This is a genomic window from Aminobacter sp. LjRoot7 (assembly GCF_964252895.1).
GTDB classification, from domain to species: Bacteria; Pseudomonadota; Alphaproteobacteria; order Rhizobiales; family Rhizobiaceae; genus Aminobacter; species Aminobacter aminovorans_B.
This window is the reverse complement of the sequence record NZ_CAXUPX020000001.1, coordinates 833,332-852,106: the sequence shown is the minus strand read 5'-3', so window position 1 is coordinate 852,106 and position 18,775 is coordinate 833,332. Positions and strand designations below refer to the sequence as shown.

General features: G+C 64.6%; 19 protein-coding genes. 8 read left to right on the top strand and 11 right to left on the bottom strand.

The annotated features are described in order from the left end of the window. Window positions 1–35 precede the first annotated feature (35 nt). Both ACSQ3E_RS04175 and ACSQ3E_RS04170 read left to right on the top strand, forming a co-directional pair. The gene (locus ACSQ3E_RS04175) at window positions 36–959 is read left to right on the top strand and encodes a sulfurtransferase (protein ID WP_436121724.1); all 924 of its coding nucleotides are present in this window, start codon (window positions 36–38) and stop codon (window positions 957–959) included. Between the two features lie 110 nt (window positions 960–1,069). Continuing rightward, the gene (locus tag ACSQ3E_RS04170; RefSeq protein WP_436121723.1) at window positions 1,070–2,281 is read left to right on the top strand and encodes a YeeE/YedE family protein; all 1,212 of its coding nucleotides are present in this window, start codon (window positions 1,070–1,072) and stop codon (window positions 2,279–2,281) included. Window positions 2,282–2,348: 67 nt separating this feature from the next. On the opposite strand, the gene ACSQ3E_RS04165 is transcribed toward ACSQ3E_RS04170, so the two are convergent. After that, window positions 2,349–2,669, bottom strand: a complete 321-nt coding sequence (locus ACSQ3E_RS04165; protein WP_436121722.1) for a hypothetical protein — start codon at window positions 2,667–2,669, stop codon at window positions 2,349–2,351. Between the two features lie 21 nt (window positions 2,670–2,690). Here ACSQ3E_RS04165 and ACSQ3E_RS04160 point away from each other — a divergent pair, with 21 nt between their 5' ends. Continuing rightward, window positions 2,691–3,299: a DUF6969 family protein gene (locus ACSQ3E_RS04160; RefSeq protein ID WP_436121721.1), complete on the top strand. Its 609-nt coding sequence runs from the start codon at window positions 2,691–2,693 to the stop codon at window positions 3,297–3,299. 58 nt (window positions 3,300–3,357) lie between these two features. Here the strand turns inward: ACSQ3E_RS04160 and ACSQ3E_RS04155 are convergent, their stop codons facing one another. The 3 genes from ACSQ3E_RS04155 to ACSQ3E_RS04145 all read right to left on the bottom strand — a co-directional run bounded on the left by ACSQ3E_RS04155 (window position 3,358) and on the right by ACSQ3E_RS04145 (window position 7,304). Then, window positions 3,358–4,461, bottom strand: coding sequence for a serine hydrolase domain-containing protein (locus tag ACSQ3E_RS04155; protein WP_436121720.1), 1,104 nt, complete (start codon window positions 4,459–4,461; stop codon window positions 3,358–3,360). A gap of 27 nt (window positions 4,462–4,488) precedes the next feature. Beyond that, on the bottom strand, window positions 4,489–6,087 hold the full coding sequence (locus tag ACSQ3E_RS04150; RefSeq protein ID WP_436121719.1) for an ABC transporter substrate-binding protein: 1,599 nt from the start codon (window positions 6,085–6,087) through the stop codon (window positions 4,489–4,491). 83 nt (window positions 6,088–6,170) lie between these two features. Continuing rightward, window positions 6,171–7,304 carry an NAD(P)/FAD-dependent oxidoreductase gene (locus ACSQ3E_RS04145; RefSeq protein WP_436121718.1) on the bottom strand — a complete coding sequence of 378 codons (1,134 nt, stop codon included), beginning with the start codon at window positions 7,302–7,304 and terminating at the stop codon, window positions 6,171–6,173. Between the two features lie 120 nt (window positions 7,305–7,424). Between ACSQ3E_RS04145 and ACSQ3E_RS04140 the strand changes: the two genes are divergently transcribed. Beyond that, a complete protein-coding gene (locus ACSQ3E_RS04140; protein WP_310322056.1) occupies window positions 7,425–8,048 on the top strand; it encodes a helix-turn-helix domain-containing protein in 624 nt (207 codons plus the stop codon). Between the two features lie 47 nt (window positions 8,049–8,095). Here the strand turns inward: ACSQ3E_RS04140 and ACSQ3E_RS04135 are convergent, their stop codons facing one another. The 6 genes from ACSQ3E_RS04135 to phnC form a co-directional block, all read right to left on the bottom strand. Next, entirely contained in the window at window positions 8,096–9,232 is a 1,137-nt protein-coding gene (locus ACSQ3E_RS04135) for an alpha-D-ribose 1-methylphosphonate 5-triphosphate diphosphatase (RefSeq protein WP_436121717.1), read from the bottom strand. A gap of 1 nt (window position 9,233) precedes the next feature. Continuing rightward, window positions 9,234–9,941 (bottom strand): DUF1045 domain-containing protein, encoded by a 708-nt coding sequence (locus ACSQ3E_RS04130; protein ID WP_436121716.1) that lies wholly within the window; start codon window positions 9,939–9,941, stop codon window positions 9,234–9,236. A gap of 99 nt (window positions 9,942–10,040) precedes the next feature. Next, a complete protein-coding gene (phnE, locus tag ACSQ3E_RS04125) occupies window positions 10,041–11,426 on the bottom strand; it encodes a phosphonate ABC transporter, permease protein PhnE (RefSeq protein WP_310322051.1) in 1,386 nt (461 codons plus the stop codon). A gap of 2 nt (window positions 11,427–11,428) precedes the next feature. Further along, a complete protein-coding gene (gene phnE, locus ACSQ3E_RS04120) occupies window positions 11,429–12,382 on the bottom strand; it encodes a phosphonate ABC transporter, permease protein PhnE (RefSeq protein WP_436121715.1) in 954 nt (317 codons plus the stop codon). A gap of 74 nt (window positions 12,383–12,456) precedes the next feature. Then, the gene (phnD, locus tag ACSQ3E_RS04115) at window positions 12,457–13,368 is read right to left on the bottom strand and encodes a phosphonate ABC transporter substrate-binding protein (RefSeq protein WP_436121714.1); all 912 of its coding nucleotides are present in this window, start codon (window positions 13,366–13,368) and stop codon (window positions 12,457–12,459) included. A 92-nt stretch (window positions 13,369–13,460) separates the two neighbouring features. Beyond that, a complete protein-coding gene (phnC, locus tag ACSQ3E_RS04110; protein WP_436121713.1) occupies window positions 13,461–14,303 on the bottom strand; it encodes a phosphonate ABC transporter ATP-binding protein in 843 nt (280 codons plus the stop codon). Between the two features lie 284 nt (window positions 14,304–14,587). On the opposite strand from phnC, the gene ACSQ3E_RS04105 reads away from it, so the two are divergent. Next, a complete protein-coding gene (locus ACSQ3E_RS04105) occupies window positions 14,588–14,932 on the top strand; it encodes a GFA family protein (protein WP_395450396.1) in 345 nt (114 codons plus the stop codon). 59 nt (window positions 14,933–14,991) lie between these two features. Here the strand turns inward: ACSQ3E_RS04105 and ACSQ3E_RS04100 are convergent, their stop codons facing one another. Beyond that, complete coding sequence (locus tag ACSQ3E_RS04100) at window positions 14,992–15,330, bottom strand: winged helix-turn-helix transcriptional regulator (RefSeq protein WP_436121712.1); 339 nt, start codon at window positions 15,328–15,330, stop codon at window positions 14,992–14,994. 228 nt (window positions 15,331–15,558) lie between these two features. Here ACSQ3E_RS04100 and ACSQ3E_RS04095 point away from each other — a divergent pair, with 228 nt between their 5' ends. The 3 genes from ACSQ3E_RS04095 (at window position 15,559) to gltS (ending at window position 18,772) form a co-directional block, all read left to right on the top strand. Continuing rightward, entirely contained in the window at window positions 15,559–15,972 is a 414-nt protein-coding gene (locus tag ACSQ3E_RS04095) for a GFA family protein (RefSeq protein ID WP_436121711.1), read from the top strand. A 263-nt stretch (window positions 15,973–16,235) separates the two neighbouring features. Next, the gene (locus ACSQ3E_RS04090; RefSeq protein ID WP_436121710.1) at window positions 16,236–17,285 is read left to right on the top strand and encodes a Tim44 domain-containing protein; all 1,050 of its coding nucleotides are present in this window, start codon (window positions 16,236–16,238) and stop codon (window positions 17,283–17,285) included. A gap of 281 nt (window positions 17,286–17,566) precedes the next feature. Then, window positions 17,567–18,772, top strand: coding sequence for a sodium/glutamate symporter (gltS, locus tag ACSQ3E_RS04085; RefSeq protein WP_436121709.1), 1,206 nt, complete (start codon window positions 17,567–17,569; stop codon window positions 18,770–18,772). Window positions 18,773–18,775 lie beyond the last annotated feature (3 nt).

The window sequence follows — 18,775 nt, the reverse complement described above, 5'->3', positions numbered from 1 at the left end:
CTCGTTTTTAGAATCTTTTTCCCTGGAGTTGTCCGATGCGCTTTTCTCTGTTGGCTGCCGTCATTACTGCCGGCTTGGCTTTTGCCACCGGCGCGCAGGCCGAACGCCTGACCGACAAGCCGCTTGTCGACGCCGCCTGGCTGAAGTCCAACCTCGGCAACAAGAGCCTCGTCGTGATCGACGTGCGCGACGCCGCCAAGGATGGCGCCAATCCCTACACCAAGGGCCATGTGCCGGGCGCCGTCAGCGCGCCTTATGCGACGGCCGGCTGGCGCGCCGAGGTGAACGGCGTTCCCGGCATGCTGCCGCCGCTTGAGACCATCACCAAGACCATCGGCGACCTCGGCGTCAGCAATGACAGCCATGTCGTCATCGTCCCGAACGGCACCGACTCCTCCGAGTTCGGCGGCGCCACCCGCGTCTACTGGACCTTCAAGGTTCTGGGTCACGACGCCGTCTCGATCCTCGACGGTGGTGCGCGTGCCTGGGAGGCTGCCGGCGGCGCGCTCGCGACCGATGTCGCCAAGCCCGCAGCGGTCGCCTTCAAGGGCGAGCTGAAGAAGGAACTGCTGGCCACCACCGCCGATGTCGAGAAGGCCCGTGCCGACGGCATCAAGCTGATCGACGGCCGTCCGGCAGCCCAGTTCAAGGGCGAGGCCAAGAGCCCGGTCGTCCGCGTCGCCGGCACTATCCCCGGCTCGAAGAACCTCGAAAACAGCAAGCTCTACGATGCCGAAAAGGCATCCTTCGCCTCGAAGGAAGCGGTCGGAAGCCTGTCGCAGTCCGTTGGCCTCGCCAAGGACGAGCAGAACATCGCCTTCTGCAACACCGGCCACTGGGCGTCCGTCGTGTGGTTCGGGCTGAGCGAGGTCGAGGGTAACAAGAACACCAAGATGTATGACGGCTCGATGGCCGAGTGGGCCGCCGATCCGGCACGTCCCGTGCAGCCCGGCAACTGATCGCCACAAGGGCAGGACCGACGTGACGAACGATGTCCAGGAGCGATCCTGGACATCGTCGTTTGAAGCGGCCACGCTTACACTTCCAGAGTTCCCCGGACTGACCTGAAATGACTGAGATAAATGCCACCGCGCCGGCGCCTGTCGTTGGCGTCAACCTCGACAAGGGCCCTGTCGTCTTTGTCGGGCTTGCCTTGATCCTTGGCGCGCTCGCCATCAGCCAGGCGATCGACACGCGCCAGGCGGTGCTGTTTGCCATCGGCGGCCTGCTTGGCCTGACGCTCTACCACGCCTCCTTCGGCTTCACCGGCGGCTGGCGCCGTTTCGTGGTCGAAAAGCGTGGCAACGCCATCCGCGCCCAGATGCTGATGATCGCGGTTGCGGCCGTCGTCTTCATCCCGCTTCTGTCGCTCGGCAGCTTCAACGGCCAAGCGCTTGTTGGCGCCTTCGCGCCAGTCGGCGTGTCGGTGCTGATTGGTGCTGCGATGTTCGGCTTGGGCATGCAGCTCGGCGGCGGCTGCGGTTCGGGCACGCTGTTCACCGTCGGTGGCGGCAGCTCGCGCATGCTGGTGACGCTGATCTTCTTCATTGTCGGCGCGGTCATCGGCACCGCGCACCTGCCATGGTGGCTGGCGCTGCCGGCGCTGCCGGAGATCAGCCTGGGCAAGACGCTTGGCGTGCCGGGCGGCGTGATCGTCACGCTCGTTGGCCTGGCAGGCGTAGCCGGCCTCACCGTGCTGGTCGAGCGCCGCGCCCATGGCGCCATCGAGAGGGCAAAACCCGCACCGCGAAAGGGCATAGCCCGCCTGTTGCACGGTCCCTGGCCGCTGATCGGGGCAGGGCTGTTGCTCGCCGGCCTCAACATCGCAACGCTCGTCACCGCCGGCCATCCTTGGTCGGTGACCTTCGGCTTCGGCCTGTGGGGCGCCAAGGTGGCGCAGGCGGTTGGCGTGCCCGTCGAGAGCTGGGCGTTCTGGAACTGGCCCGGGCCAGCCAAGGCGCTGGGCTCGAGCGTTCTCGCCGACGTCACCTCAGTGATGAATTTCGGCATCATTCTTGGGGCGGCACTGGCTGCCGGCCTCGCCGGCAAGTTCGCGCCCAAGGTGCACGTACCCTTTGCCTCCTTCCTCGCTGCCGCCATCGGTGGCGTGCTGATGGGTTACGGCGCGCGGCTGTCCTTCGGCTGCAATGTCGGCGCTCTGTTTTCCGGCATCGCCTCGGGCAGCGTGCATGGCTGGCTGTGGTTCGCCTCGGCCTTCGTCGGCAGCATCGGCGGTGTCGCGCTGCGTCCGCTGTTCGGACTCGATGGGTTCAAGAAATGAGCGCGCGCAACACACTCCTGTTCGGGACGGCCTTCCTAGCCGCCACCTCGGCGGTCGCCGTCGATCACTACCGCTTTGCCGCGCCCAAGGCAGCACCCGTAGCTGCCGCACCGGCGACGCCTTGCGCTGCCGGCAATCCGTGTGCTGCAGGTTCGCCCTGTGCTGCGGCGTCACCATGCTCGGCGGCTTCACCATGCGCCGCTGCAGCTCTGTGTGCTGCGGCATCCCCCTGCGCGGCAGCTTCGCCTTGCGCGGCCGCACCGGCGCCGGCGGCGGTTGCTCCGTGCGCCGCCGCCTCGCCATGCGCAGCGGCTCCCGCACCTGCAGCGTCTCCATGTGCTGCCGCACCCGCGGCTTCGCCTTGCGCGGCCCAGCCGCAATAGGCCAAGCTGCGATCTGGAGGCCAAGGATGGACGAGACGAAAGCAGAGGCGGCGCGGCAGGCACTGTTCTGCGAACAGGTGCTGGCGAAATCAGGCAGTAACGTGCTGCTGGAGACGCTGCGCGAGGCCAAGTCGGTCGCTGCCTGGGAGCATTTTCCCCAAGGCGACGTGTTCGATCCCGAGACCGGGGCGCAGTGGTATTACCACAGCCACCCGCAGCAGGAGGGGCAGGCCGAGCACGGCCATTTCCACTGCTTCGTCAGGCCGGACGGCGCGAACGGGCCGATCCACCACGTCGTGGCGGTCGGCGTCGATGCATACGGCCGGCAGCTGCGCCTGTTCACCGTCAACCAATGGGTCGTCGGCGACAACTGGCTGGAGGCGGAGGCGACGATCGCGCTGTTGCCGCGCTTCGACCTGCATTTCGCCCGGCCGTCCTACCTGGTCAATCGCTGGCTGAGTGCGGTGGTTTCGCTCTATGCCGATGAGATCAAGACGCTGATCCGCGAGCGCGACCGCGTGCTGGCGGCGCATCGGCCGGCAAATAGCACTCCAGCGCGCGACGACCGCGCGCTGGAGGTGACGTCCGAACTCGGCGTTGACCTTCGCCAGATGGCCGCCGGCCTGGGCGTCTGAACTTGTTGAATCTGCGATACGTGCTTCCCGAAAATCGGCTCCGATTTTCGGGTCGCTATTATCCCCGCAGGATCGTCCTGATCGCCTGGTCGAACACCGGGTGCATGCTGCTGGCGTAGAACGACAGGCGGTTGCCCGAGCCGGCATTGCAGGTCATGGCGACTGTCAGGCCCGACCTGGGCTCGTGCTGCATGACGGTGACGTAGCCCGGAATACCGCCCTGATGGCCGTAAAACAGGCGGTCTGCGTAGCTGCTCTGGAACAGGCCGGCGCCTGTCTCACGCATGCGGGTTCCGGGGAAGCTGACCGCGGCGCGGTTTTCGCTCATTTCGCGGAACAGCGGTGCCGGCAATAGGCTGCCGGTAAACAGCGCGCGCATGAAAACGACCATGTCGCTCGGCGTCGACACCATGTCGCCGCAGCCATAAGCGCCGGAGAAGGGGAAGCTGTCGGAGGAATCCTGCAATTCGTCGGAGTAGGGCAGCACGCCGTCCATGCGCCACATCTCGCCGCCGTCGGCAATGCCGGTCGCGGCATCCGAGGCAGGTTTCGGGCGGTGGTAGTAGCCGCGCACCATGCGCTCAGTCGGGAAGTTTTCGGTCGCCGGCGACCAGGTGTCCTTGAGGCCGAGCGGTTCGAGCACTTTTTCACGCACATAGGCGCCGAGCGAAAGCCCCGATGCCGCCTCGATCAGCATGCCGGCCAGCACGTAGCCGGTGTTGTTGTAAACCGCGGCACCGCCCGGTGCGGTCTGGTTGCCGACGCTGAAGGCGAGGTCGACGAGCTGGGTCGGCGTCCACACCAGGTTCGGGTCCATTGGGATATCGTATTCGAACTCGGGCAGGCCGCCGCGATGGTTGATCAGCTGGCACACGGACACCTCGCCGGCGCGGGGCAGGTCGGGGAACCAGGCTGAAATCGGAGCGCCGAGATCGACCTTGCCGTCTTCGGCGAGCTTCATCAGGGCCGCAGCGACGAAGGTCTTGGTGCAGCTGCCGATCTTGAACAGCTGGTCCGACGTGACGGGCAGGTTGCGCGGCCTGTCCGACACACCCGCGGTGACGGCAACGACCTCGCCGTCGCCGAGCGTGAAGGCGAGGGAAGCACCTACCGCGCCCTCGGCGCGGTAGGTTTCAAGCAGACGGTTCAGGTCTTCGATCATGACTGTCTGCCTTCCTCGCAGTTGGTCCTATTCGGTGATGTCGACGGCGGCGAAGTTCTGGCGGCCGAACGGATCCATCACATAGTTGAGCACGCTCTTGCGCACCGGGATCGAGACCACCGAGTGGGCGATTGGCGCTTCCGGCACCTCGGCCTTCAGGATTGCCTGGGCCTGGCGATAGATCTCGGCGCGCTTCTCCGGGTCGGCGGTGACGCGGCCAGCCTCGAGCAGCTTGTCGAATGCCTCGTTGCACCAGCGCGAGCGGTTCGAGCCACCCTTCACGCCGTCGCAGGCAAAGGAGAAGGAGAGCATGTTGTCGGGATCGCCATTGTCGCTCGAACCGCCGAGCAGGTAGGCGTCGTGCTCGCCCTTGCCGGTGCGGGTCAGGTATTCACCCCATTCGAAGGTAACGACCTCCGACTTGACGCCGACAGCCGCCCAGTCGGCCTGGATCATCTCGGCCATGCGACGGGCGTTGGGGTTGTAGGGGCGCGACACCGGCATCGCCCAAAGCTTGATGTTGGTGCCGGCGTCGAGGCCCGCCTCCTGAAGCAGCTTCTTGGCGCCTTCCGGATCGTAGTCGATGGCAGCGTCGGTGACCGCGCCCAGCTGCATCGGCGGCACCACGCTGCCGGCAAGGCTGCCGGCGCCCTGGTAGACCGCCTCGACGATCGCCTGGCGGTTGATCGCCTTGGCAAGGGCGGTGCGGACGCGCACGTCGCCGAGCGGCGCGTGCTGGGTGTTGAAGCCGACCGAGCCGATGTTCTGGCCGGGCTGGCTGAGGATATCGACGTCCGGGTTGTCCTTGAGCTCCGCAAGAGCGGCAGCCGGCGGCGGGGCGGCAACCTGGCATTCATTGGCCTTGACGCGGGTAACGCGGACAACCGGCTCCGGCGTTATGGCAAAGATCAGCGTGTCGATCTTGGGTGCGCCGTTCCAGTAATCCTTGTTGGCGGCATAACGAATCTGGGCATCCTGCTGATAGGCCTGCAGGATGAACGGGCCGGTGCCGACCGGGCGCTGGTCAATGACCTCGGGCGTGCCGGCGGCGACCATCTTTTCGGTCTGCTCGAGCGACAGGATGGAGAGATAGTCGAGCGCGATGCCGGGCAGGAAGGTGACGTTCGCCGTCGGCAGCGTGAAGCGCACCGTGTAGTCGTCGACCTTCTCGATGTTCGCGATCATCGAGGCCATGCCGAGGGCGTTGAAATACTCATACGATGCGTTGGCCAGCTTGTAATACGGGTTGCTGGAGTCGCGCTGGCGATTGAAGGTGTAGAGCACGTCGTCGGCGTTGAAGTCGCGCGACGGCGTGAAGGTCTCGTTGGAGTGGAACTTCACGCCCTTGCGGAGATGGAAGGTGTAGACCTTGCCGTCCTCCGACACGTCCCACTTTTCGGCCAGGGCCGGCCCGACATCAGTGGTCCCGGGCTTGAACTCGACGAGGCGGTTGAAGATCGTCTTGGCGGCCGCATCCATTGTGGAGTCGGCAACCGTGAGCATCGGGTTGAAGGTCTCGGGGCTGGCCTCCGAGCAGTAGACAAGCGTCTTGGCGTAGGCCTGGCCGCCGAAAAGCATGGTCGAGGCGACAAGCGCCGAACGCAGAATCATGCCTGAAAAAGTCATTGTTATCGCTCCCTTTTATTGTTGTCGATGATGACGCGCAGCGGTTCTCCTCCCGTCGCGCCAGCATTCCTGTTGTGCGTGGTCTACATGCTGTCTGACTGCACGAAACGGTCCGGCGCGAGCGCGCCATAGGTCACTCCGAGTTCGACGAGGTCATCCGGCAGCGGTTCGCCGCGCATCAGCGCCGAGCCAAGGCGGGCGAGCGTCAGCGACACCTGGAAGCCGTAACCGCCCTGGCCGCCGAGCCAGAAGAAGCCGGGCAGGCGCGGGTCGAAGCCGACGACCGGCGTGCGGTCGGGCGCAAAGGTGCGCAAGCCAGCCCAGGGCGTCGACGGCCGGCCGACGTCGAGGCCGGTCGCTTCCTCGATGTTGTAGGCGGCGGTGGCGACGTCGATATCCTCGGGATAGGCGTCGCAAGGTTCGGTGTCGGCCTCGTCGGCGAGCGAGCCGATCAGGCGGTTTGCGTCCGGCTTGAAGTAGAAGCGCTCGTGCAGGTCGACGACGAGCGGCCATTTGCGGACGTCGACACCGGCGGGCGGATCGAACAGGAAGGCGGTGCGCCGCTTGGGTGCGAAGCCGAGGCCGGACAGGCCGGCACGGCCGGCGATGACATCGACCCAGGCGCCAGCAGCGTTGACAACGATGTCGCCCTCATGGATGCCGGTCGAGGTGACGACGCGAAAACCTTCCGGCGAGCGCTTGATTTCGAGCACGTCGGCGCCGGTGAAGATCTTGCCGCCGGCGGCCTTCAGCGCCGAGGCCTGGGCCTGGACCATCTTGCCGGTGTCGATGTCGACGGCGCCCGGTTCATAGACGGCACCGCAGGTTCGCTCCGGCGCGATCAGCGGCACCAGCTCGGAGACTTCCTCGGGTGACAGCCGTCGCACCGACGGCACCAGTGCCTGGTACTCGGCGGCGAGCTTGTCGATGGCATCATCGTCGTCCGGGCCGCCGAAATGCAGGGCGCCACGCACATGCTCGATGAAGCCGCCATCGTTGATGGCCTGTCGGCTGGCCACCGAAAGGGCGCGTACAAGCGTGTTGCCGTAGGTCTCGGTGAACAGGGCGGCGGAGCGTCCGCTGGCATGATAGCCGAGCTGGGATTCGCGCTCGATCACCGTCACCTCGGCCCATTGCTGGACAGCGGCTGCGAGCGAAAGGCCGGCAATGCCGCCACCGATGACGATAACTTTTGGGGTGTGGGACTTGGAATGCATGGCCATTCGTAAAATCATTTTCTGATGCGGTCAATATTTAGCGTATAGGAAAAATATGGGTGAATCTTGCGACAAGGAAGGAGTTGGACTAGCTAACATAGACGGGTGATGGAGATGAGCATGTCCGAACAGCCGAATCTCGGCGACTGCCTGCGCAACCTGAGACGGCAACATGGCTGGACCCTCCAGGATGTCAGCCATCTCACCGGCGTGGCGGTGTCGACGCTGTCGAAGGTCGAGAACGACCAGATGTCGCTGACCTACGACAAGCTGCTGCAGATCTGCGGCGGGCTCGGCATCCATGTCACCGAACTGTTGAGCGGCGACTCCAACAAGCCTACCGCGCGCACCCGCCGGTCGGTGACGTCAAAGACGACGACGCTGCGCCAACTGACGCGCAATTACGATTATTTCTACCTCGCCACCGATCTGGTGCGAAAGCGCATGGTGCCGATCCTGGCCAATGCCCGGGCGCGCACGCTGGAGCAGTTCGGTCCGCTGACAAGCCATGCCGGCGAGGAGTTCCTGATCGTGCTGAAGGGCGAGATCGAGGTCCACACCGAGCAATATGCGCCAGTGCGACTCAAGGAAGGCGAAAGCGTCTATATCGACTCGACCATGGGCCACGCCTACCTGTCGGTGGGCGAGGGCGATGCCGAGATGCTGTGCGTCTGCTCCGGCGACGAGCCCGACATGGAGCAGACCCTGATCGGCCTCAACGAGGAAGAGAAGGTCGGGGCCTAGAGCATTTTCGCTTCGAATTGCGAAAACGCTCCGTTCCTTGAATTGTATCAGGCGACGCGTCGGCCTTCGCGCCATACGGTGCGCACCACCGGCACGTGTTCGTCGACACGCACCCGTACCAGATCGCCACGGCGCCCGGCCTCGATGACGCCGCGGTCGGTGAGGCCGACGGCGTCGGCCGGGTTCTTCGATACCATCGCCATGGCCTGCGGCAGCGAGATGCCGTCGACGACTTCGCCGAGGAAGAAGGCCGACTGGATCAGGCTGAACGGGATGTAATCGGACGACAGGATGTCGAGCAGGCCGTGCTCGGCAAGCGCACGGGCCGAGACGTTGCCCGAATGCGAGGCGCCGCGCATGACGTTGGGCGCGCCCATCAGCACGCCGAGACCGGCACCCTTCGAAGCGTTTGCGGCTTCGAGCGTGGTCGGGAACTCGGCAACGCGGATCCCCTGGGCGATTGCTTCGTCGACATGTGCCGTGGTGGCGTCGTCATGGCTCGCCAGCACGATGCCACGTGCGTGGCAGGCAGCCGAGATGGCCGCACGGTTGGGTGCCGAATTGCGGGCGGAATCGCCCATGCGCTTGTCGCAGAAGGTCTGGAACTCGACGTCGTTCAGCTTGAGCTTGCGCTGGTAATAATAGGCATAGGTCTCGAGGTTGACGAACTGGCGCTGGCCGGGCGCGTGGTCCATCAGAGAAGCCAGCTTGACGCGGTCGTCGCCATCGAAGACGGCGAAGCTGTCCTGGCAGTCGCCGGCTGAGACTTCGCAGCGCAGGTGGATGAAATGGTCGGCGCGGACGCGGTCGGCGCGCACGCTGTCCTCGATCGCATCGGCAAGCAGGCGCATGTCGGCTGCCGTCATGTCGGCATCCTCGTCCATGCCGACGCGCAGCGCGTCGAACACGGTGGTGATGCCGGCCGACGCCACCTGCGCGTCATGGGCGAGGACTGCGGCGATCGGATTCCAGCGCACGCGCGGGCGCGGCGCGTAGTGGCCTTCGAGATGGTCGGTGTGCAGTTCGACGAGGCCGGGAATGACGTAGTCGCCGCCCATGTCTTCGCCGATGGCGCTCGGGCCGGTCGAAATCTCTGATATCTTGCCGTCACGGACGACGATCGAGCCGTCGATCACCTCGTCGGCAAGGACGATGCGGGCATTCTTCAGGACAAGGTCGGTCATCTCAGGCGGTCTTTCTTTCAGCTTGCTTGCCCAGTGCGCGATAGGTCCGCACCTCGAACGGCGCGCCCGGCGACGGCTCGACGAACAGCGCCAGGCCATCCACCGGCACCGGCTTGTCGAGCGTGTCACCCAGGCATTCCTCGATTGCGGCGCGGACGCGCTGGGCTTCCTCGGCAGCGATGCGGCCGGTCAGGGTCATGTGGAAACGGAAGGTGTCGAAAACGTAAGGGTAGCCCCACTGGCTGAGGTTGCGGCATTCCCTGGGCGACAGCGCATCTGGGTTGCGGCGGGCCATCTCGGCGTCGCTCAACGGCGCGCGGAATGGCTCGAATGCCGTCACCACGTCACCAGCGAAGCGGTCGAGCTCAGGCAGCGGCTCGGCGGGAACGAGCGCAAAGAAGCCATCGATCTGGGCGAGCTTCAGGCGCGGTATGTCGAACGGCACGGTCGCGTTCGCAAAGGCGTCGATCGCATCGATGAGCGCAGCCTCGGTCATGCCGTCGGCGAGACGGAACGGCGCCTTCAGCGTGGCGTGGAAGCCGTAGCGGCGGGCCGCCGCCGTATGGAACGCAACCTCCGCTGCCGACAGCGTGCCAAACGGCTTTGCCGCGGTGACGGCGCCGCCAAATGCATCACGCCCGAGCCAGCCGGCCGCGATGCGGCACAGCGGATCATCGTGCTCAGGCGTGAAATAGATGGCGTAGCGCATGGAAAGGTTCCTGGAAGGCCGTGCGATAGATGATTTGCGTGACAGTTTGACGAAGTAGTGGCCGACTTTCTTGGCTTTGCAAGGGTCGGCCACTTTTGTTCAGTGGCTGGCCTTGTTGCCGATCAGGCGTTGGCGCAATGCGGTCGAGATATTGTCGAAGATGAACACCACGACGAGGATCAGCAGCACCATGTAGGCGACGTTTTCCCAGTCCGAATTGGTGCGCATCGCTTCCCAGAGCTTGAGGCCGATGCCGCCGGCGCCGACGGCGCCGATGATGGTGGCCGAGCGGGTGTTCGACTCCCAGAAATAGAGCGACTGGCTGATCAGCACCGGCAGCACCTGGGGCACGACCCCATAGCGCTGGACCGATGCCGGCGAGGCGCCGACAGAGCGCATGCCTTCGCGCTGCTTGTCGTCGATGTTTTCCAGCGCCTCGGAGTAGAGCTTGCCGAAGGTGCCGGTGTCGGTGAAGAAGATCGCCGAGATGCCGGCTATCGGCCCGGGCCCGAAGGCGCGGGTGAAGAACAGCGCCCAGATCAGCATGTCGACCGAACGCAGGAAGTCGAAGAAGCGCTTGGCGACCTGGTTGACCAAGCGGTTGCGGGTGATGTTGCGCGCCGCAAGGAATGCCAGCGGGAACGCGATCACGCTGGCGAACAGCGTGCCGACGAAGGCCATGACGATGGTCTGGGCGAGCTTGAGCCAGACGTCGCCATGCTGCCATTCCGAGTTGTTGACGATGTTGTCCCAGGCAAGGGCGGCGTTCGACCTGTTGGGGTCGAGGCGTTCGCCCGACGAGATCAACGTCAACACTTCGCTCGTCGACTTGCCCCAGAAGGGCGAGTTGGCGTCGAAGACGAAGTTCTCCCAGCCGAAGAAGCGGTGGCGAATCTTGACGTCGTCCTCGTCGATCTGCAGGCCGCCGGCAAAGCCGAAATCGGCAAGGATCTTCTGGCCCGGCGCCTTCTGCGTCGCCCAGGCTGGCAGGGAACCGGTGACCGAAATGCTCTGGCCCGGCACGATGGTCACGTCGAGGGTTTCGCCGCCATGGCTGACCACGACCCGCTCGGGCGCGATGTCGATCGTCGTAGCGGTTCCGATATGGGCAACGACGCTGCTGGCCGGCGCCTTGTTGCCGGCGATGGTGGCACCTGCCGGCTGGGTGATGTCGAGCCAGTCGGGATGGCGGTCGGCGCGATAGGACGAGAAGCGTGAATAGCTGACATCGAGGCGGCCATCCTCGAACTCGACCTGCGGACGGATCTCGTAGCTGACCCAGTCGGCGAGATAGGTTCCGGCGATGCCCCAGTTGCCGGCCGAAAGCACGGCGCCGACGGCGAAGAACCACCAGGCGAAGGCGAGATAGGCGACGATGCCGCAGCTTACGGCCCAGCCGATCAGGCTCTTGCGCCAGGAGCCGGTGACGACGCCGGGATGGCGGTCGGCGATTGCCTGCATGTCGGTCATGGAAAGGGTGGTCATGATTATTCCCCGCGACCGAAGGCGAAGGCCTGTTCGCCGACCAGCTTCTTGCGCAGCCAGGCCGAGAACTGGTCGACCGCAACGATGGTGCAGAACAGGAGGAGGATGATGGCGATGGTTTTGGCTTCGTGGTTGCGGCTGATTGACAGGCGCAGCGCTTCGCCGATGCCGCCGCCGCCGACCGCGCCGATGATGGTCGAGGCGCGCACATTGATCTCGAGGCGCAGCAGGGCGTAGCTCAGGAAGTTGGGCATCACCTGCGGCACGATGCCGAACCAGACGCGCTCGGGCCAGTTGCCGCCGACGGCGCGCAGGCCTTCGTCGGACTTCATGTCGGCGTTCTCGACCACTTCGAAGAACAGTTTTCCAAGTGCGCCGACGGTATGCAGCGACACGGCGATGATCGCCGGGATGGCGCCCATGGAGAGCACCGCCAGGAAGAAGCCGGCGATGACGATCTCGGGAAAGGCGCGCAGGATTTCGAGGAACCGGCGAACGAAGAAGCGCAGCCAGCGCTGGGTCACCAGATTGGAGGCCGCGAGGAAGCAGAGCAGGAAGCCGAAGGCGAAACCGATCAGCGTCGAGACGAGCGCGATGTTGATCGTCTCCAGCATCTTGTAGACGTATTCGGGCATGTAGAACGAGCCGAACAGGTACATCCGGCCTTCGGGGTAGTCGAATTTCAGGCTTCCGTCGGCATAGGGTGAGGGCAGGTCGAACATGGCGCGCCAGACCTCGAAGCCGTCGCGCGGGATCAGCTGGTCGACGAAATCGAAGAAATGCGGCAGCCGGTCGAAGAACTTGCCGGCATTGCTGTCATTGGCGAACCACAGCGATCCGGACAGCGCGATGAAGAGGAAGAACAGGCCGCCAGCCGTGTAGAGGCGGCGGCGGCCGGCGAGCTCGCGCCAGTGCTGCTCGACCGCGAGGCCGGCTTCCGAGAGGGGCATTGTCATGAGGGTTCCGTCCGATCCCGGATAAAAAGGGACGCGCCGCGTGTTTCTCGCGGCGCGTCCGGGAGGCTTGGGGCTTAGCTGCCGATCTGCGCCTTACGGGCGTCGATCACGGGCTGGTAGAACTCAGGGGTCACTTCGGTGAAGCCCTTGAAGTCGCCGCCCTGGATGGCCGAGAAGCAGGCCGGATCGGTCTGCGGCAGGTTGATCATGTAGTCCTTGAACTTGGTCTTGATGTCGGCGTCGAGCGAGGTGCGGACGACGATCGGGCCGTTCGGGATCAGCGGCGACTTCCAGACTTCGACCAGGTCGTCCATGTCGAGGATGCCCTTGTCGACCATCTTCTTCAGGTTGCCTGAGGTGTAGCCGTCCTTGAATTCGCCAACGCCCGAACCGAAGGTCGTGCCGGCGTCGAAGGTGCCCTTGAGCACTTCGAGGACGAGGTTCTCATGGCCGCCGCCGAAGCCGGTCTCGGCGAAATAGTCCTTCACGGCGGTGCCGCCGAGGTCCTTGGGCAGCGAGGTGACGGGGATCAGGTAGCCCGAGGTCGAGTCCGGATCGGCGAAGCCGAGCTTCTTGCCCTTGAGGTCTTCGAGCTTGGTGATGCCCGAATCCTTCTTGGCGACCATGATCGAATAGTAGCCGGTGGCGCCGTCGGTCTGGACGGTGGTCAGGATCGGCTCGACGGCGTCCTTGTTCTGCAGGTAGATCTTGGCATAGCCCGAAGCGCCGAGCTCGGCGTAATCGAGCGTGCCGCCGAGCAGGCCCTGGATGGTGCCGTCATAGTCGGCGGCCGGGAACAGCGACACCTTCTCGACGCCGATGGCCTTGGGCAGCTGGTCGACGAGGCACTGGAAGTTGCGCAGGCGGTCGGCTTCGTTCTCGCCGCCGATCAGGCCGATGCGGAATTCCTTGAGGTCGGCAGCATTGGCCGAACCGATCGCCAGCACGGCGAGCGAAGCGGCACCCAGAAGTGCTTTCTTGAACATGACATGTCTCCAGTTCGGCCCGGCGGCATGCCGGGTCATTGCGGGTTGCTGATTGCTGGCCCTTGACGCGGGCGAGACGAACGCGGGCAGTCTCAGACCGGGGCGTAGGCCGGTTCGAGGGGTGCGGCGGATACGGGAACCCTGACCTTGACCGGGCGGATGCTGGTCGAGGTGATGGCTTCGGAAATCTCGGTGCCGTCGGCGTCGGCACCGTAGACGAGGCGGACGGCCTCTATGGTGAGGTCTTCAGGCGCGCCGTCGAACACGACCGCGCCGCCCTGCATGCCGATGATACGGTTGCAGTAGGTGCGGGCGGTGTCGAGCGTGTGCAAGTTGGTGATGACGGTGATGCCTTCGCGCAGGTTGATGTCGCGCAGCGCGTCCATCACCACCTTGGCGTTGAGCGGGTCGAGCGAGGCGATCGGCTCGTCGGCGAGGATCAGCTTCGGCTCCTGCATCAGCGCACGGGCGATGGCGACGCGCTGCTGCTGGCCGCCCGACAGCGTACCTGCCGGCTGGAGCGCGGTGCGGGCGATGTCGAGGCGCTCGAGCGCGGCGATCGCCCGGATGCGCTCTTCACGCGAAAAGATCGAAAGCAGGTTGAGCGCTGTCGAACGGTGGTTGAGGCGGCCGAGCAGGACGTTGGTCAGCACGTCGAGGCGCGGCACGAGGTTGAACTGCTGGAAGATCATGGCGCAGTCGCGCTGCCATCGGCGTAGCTGGGTGCCACGCAGCGACGACACTTCGGTGCCGTCGAAGACGATCGAGCCCTGGCTCGGGTCGATCAGGCGGTTGATGGTCTTGAGCAGGGTCGACTTGCCGGCGCCGGAGCGGCCGATGATGCCGACCATCTGGCCTTGCTGGATCTGGAGGTTGACGCCGTTGACGGCGACATTCTTGCCGAAGCGGCGCGTCACGTTGCGGATTTCGAGCATCTTGGCTTCCCTGTCCCGTCGGGCTTTTTCGCCCTTGTCTGCGATGGGCCTAGACCCGGGACGTGAAGCTGCAATGTCGGGACCATGTCAGTTTTGTTACGATGCACAGGCCGGAGCGCGAAAAACGCCGCTTTTCAGGGCGAATTTCACTCTTTTCGGGAATCCCATCTCGCAATTCGGCGTCGCGCGAGCTGCTGTTGCGGTCGTTTGACGGTGGCGATTGTCAGGCCATGGGACGGGCGCTAAGCCTTGCGCGCAAGTCAATCACGAGGAGGAGATGGCTCATGGCCAAGGGAAGCTGCCACTGCGGAAATGTCTCGTTCGAGGTCGAGGGCGAGCCGGCAAGTGCGATCGAATGCAACTGCTCGCATTGCAGCCGCAAGGGCTACCTGCTGTGGTTCGTGCCGCGCGACAAGTTGACCGTCACCACGCCGCCGGAGCGGCTTGCGACCTACAAGTTCAACAAGCATGTCATCGACCACATGTTCTGCCCGAACTGCGGCTGCGCGCCGTTCGGCATGGGTGTCAGCCCGAGTGGAGAGAAGACGGCGGCGATCAATGTACGCTGCATTGAAGAGATCGATCTGACGACGCTCAAGCGCATCCCGTTCGACGGCCGCAGCCGCTGAACGCCTCGGCGGAGAATCACCCGGAGATCTAGCGTTGGCAGGTGCACTGCTTGGCCGCGTCAGGCCGCTTGGCGCTGATCTTTCCAGCTCTCGTGCTGCTTGCCCCATGCCGACATCGCGGTCACGGCGTCGTTCAGGCTCAAGCCGAGCGGCGTGATGGAGTATTCGACGCGCGGCGGCACCTCGTCATAGGCGCGCCGGCTGATCAGCCCGTCGGCCTCCATCTGCCGCAATTGCTGCGTCAGCACCTTCTCGCTGATGCCGGGCAGTTGCCGACGCAGTTCAGCAAAGCGGTGCGGCCGCAGGTGCAATTCCCACAGCAACGAGGTTTTCCACTTGCCGCCGATGGCCTGCATCGCGGCGGCAAAACCGCAACTGTCCGGTTCCTTGCGCCTCATCTGGCAACTCCTGTCATGATATCAGTAGCTTACTTCAAGGTGCGTACTTCTCAACGCGGTGACAGTACATATGTTCGGACCAAGCGCGCGCCAAACATAAACCCGCCCCTCGTTGCGAGGGGCATTCGCTTGTCGGAGAAATCATCGTGAAATCAAATGTCTGCGTGCTCGGCGCGGGCCGCATGGGCTCGTCCATTGTTCGAACTCTGCTCGACCGGGGCGACCCGAATGTATGACGGCGAGACGAGGCGTACTGCGACCTGCTCATGCCGGAGCGTGAAACTCGTCCTCGCTGGAGAGCCGCGACGCGTCTATGCCTGTAGCTGCACCGAGTGCCAGCGATGCACCGGTGCTGCGTTTTCCTATCGGGCCATCTATGCCGATGCCGCCGTCGTCAGCCAGGAAGGGGAAACCAGATCCTGGCGGCGAGCCGGCTCGTCTGGACAATGGTTGGAGCAGACATTCTGCGTCACCTGCGGGTCGGTCGTCTTCATGCGGGCAGAAGCGCTGACGGCCGCACTGTCGGTCTCGGTCGGCTGTCTGGAGGATCAGGAGTTCCCGGCGCCGGTCATGCTCCACTGGCCGAACAGCAAGCATAAATGGCTCTGTCTGGAAGGCGTTAGCGAAGCGGTTACCCCCTGAAAAGCGGATCGCCAAAGGTCGCGTGATGCCACCCCCTCGGCAGAGGGCACTGCACTCGATCGCATCCTGTGTTTGACCGGCGTAGCCGCAAAGCGCCTCGGCAGGGCGGCAAATGATCGCCTGAGCTGCGACTAAAACTGTTATAAATCAATGTCTTGGCGGATTTCGGCAAGAATCTGCCAAAACTTGACGTTCAAACCCTGACACTACAGTTGTTAGTCATTATATGAGGATCGACATTACCGCTCTACGAGGAACCGCCGATGACGATGTCCAGAACGACCCGCTTTGCCACACTGTTCGCAGGGTTGTTCCTTGCATTCTCCATGGTGGCCGTCGACCAGGCCGATGCGCGTCGCGGCGGCAGCTTCGGCAGCAGGGGAGCGCGCACCTTCCAGTCGGCACCGCCGACCCGCACAGCACCGCAGCCGACCGCGCCGGTCGAGCGCTCGATGACCCCGAACACCGGCCAGTCGGCCAATCCGGCCGCCACCAACGCCGCGCGTCCGGGTGCCGCCGCGCAGCAGCGCCCCGGCTTCTTCGGCGGCTTCGGCGGCGCGATGATCGGCGGCCTGTTGATGGGCGGCCTGCTCGGCATGATGATGGGCCAGGGCTTTGGCGGCCTCGCCGGCATGTTCGGCATGCTGATGCAGGTGCTTTTGATCGGCGGCGCCATCTGGCTCGCTCTGCGCTTCTTCCGCTCGCGGCAGGCGTCCAACGCCGGCCCGGCCATGGCTGGCGCCGGCGCCGGTGGCGGCAACTTCAATTCGGGCGGCGGCAACTTCAACTACCGTGATGCGGCACCGTCCGATGAAGGCGGCAAGGCCAATGGCGGCAGCCGCTCGTTCAGCATTCCGAGCATCGGCGGCAGCCGTGCCAACGCAGCGCCGCAGCAGCCTGTCACCCAGGAGATCACCGTATCCGGTGAAGACCTCGACACCTTCCAGCGCATGCTGACCGAGGTGCAGGAAGCCTTCGGCCGCGAGGACCACAAGGCGCTGCGCCGCCTGGTGACGCCGGAGATGGTGTCTTACCTCTCGGAAGAGTTGGCCGACAACGCGCAGAACGGCGTGCGTAACGACGTGACCAACGTCCAGCTCCTGCAGGCCGACATCGCCGAAAGCTGGAACGAAGGCGACCGCGACTACGCCACGGCGGCGATGAACTATTCGTCGATCGACGTGACGCGCAATCGCACGACCGGCGAAGTGGTGGACGGCGACGAAAACGAGCCGACCGAGACGACCGAGCTGTGGACCTTCGTGCGCCAGAGCGGCGGCGACTGGCAGCTCTCGGCGATCCAGGAAGCCTGATCGCAGGACGCATTCAAGGAATGAAAAAGGCCGCGCTGTGCGCGGCCTTTTTTTGTTGTCTCGAAGGTTGGTGTTCGGCAGCACCCCCACCCCTAATCCCTCCCCACAAGGGGGAGGGGGATCAAGTTCACGATCGCTGACCATTGCGCATAACCTGGCAGGGCCGAGCTGTAATTCCGATTGCTCTCGGAATTTTTCCGGGCAAGGTTGATGGCTAGGGGAGATCGGGATCGTCCGATCCGGCACCTTCGTTCGGGTGCCCACGCGAAGCTCGGATGGCCATGGCCGACAATATTCTCGTTTCGCCCGATTTCCTGACGCTCACGCTCGGCATCATCGTCTATTTCGTCGGCGTGCTGCTGAACCGCCACGTTGCGTTCCTGCGCAACTACAACATTCCCGAGCCGGTCACCGGCGGGTTTCTCGCGGCAGCGGCCGTTTGGGCGTTCTACAAGCTGTCGGGCACGGAGATCGTCTTCGAGATGACCACGCGCGACAGGCTGCTGGTCATCTTCTTTGCCACCGTCGGCGTGAATGCGCGGTTGGCCGACTTGCTGGTCGGTGGGCGGGCGCTGATTGTGTTGTGCGTGCTGACGGTGCTTTTTGTCTTCCTGCAAAATGGCGTCGGCACGCTCGGCGCCTGGCTGTTCGGACTGCCCTCTGCTGCAGGCGTCATCATGGGGTCGATTGCCTTTGTCGGCGGCCATGGCACCACCATTGCCTGGGCGCCGGCGATCGCGGCCGAGCATGGCTTTCCCACTGCCCTTGAAGTCGGCACCGCCGCGGCGACGCTTGGGCTGATCGTCGCCAGCGTCCTCGGCGGACCGGTGGCGAAGTTCCTCATCGAGCGCGGCAAGCTGACAACCAATGCGAGCGGCCCCGAGGGCGAAGCAGCTGTCGCCCGGGCGGAGGCCGCGCCGATCGACAAGTCGAACTTCATGCAGGCGCTTCTTTTGGTCAACGTCGCCGTGGTGCTTGGCTATCTGGTTCACGGACCGATCACGGCGATGGGTGTGAAGCTGCCGTTGTTCGTGCCTTGCCTGATCATGGGTGTCGTATTGTCGAACACGATCCCCTACATCTTTCCGCGCATGCCATGGCCGGCGCGCTCGCCGGCAATGTCGCTGATCTCGGACTATTCGCTCTCGGCCTTCCTCGCCATGTCGCTGATGAGCATGCAGCTCTGGACACTTGCCGGGGTTGCCGGCCCGCTGCTGGTCGTCGTCGCCATGCAGGCGATGCTCGCGGTGGTCTTCATCCTGGTCGTGCTGTTTCCGCTTTTGGGCAGGGACTATCAGGCGGCGGTGCTGAGCGCCGGCTTCACCGGCCTTTCGCTCGGCGCAACGCCCACCGCCATTGCGTCGATGACGGCGGTGACCAAGCACTATGGACCGTCACCGAACGCCTTCGTCATCCTGCCGCTGGTCTCGGCGTTCTTCGTCGACCTGGTCAACATGATCGCGATCCAGTTCTTCCTGGCGGGGTGAGGG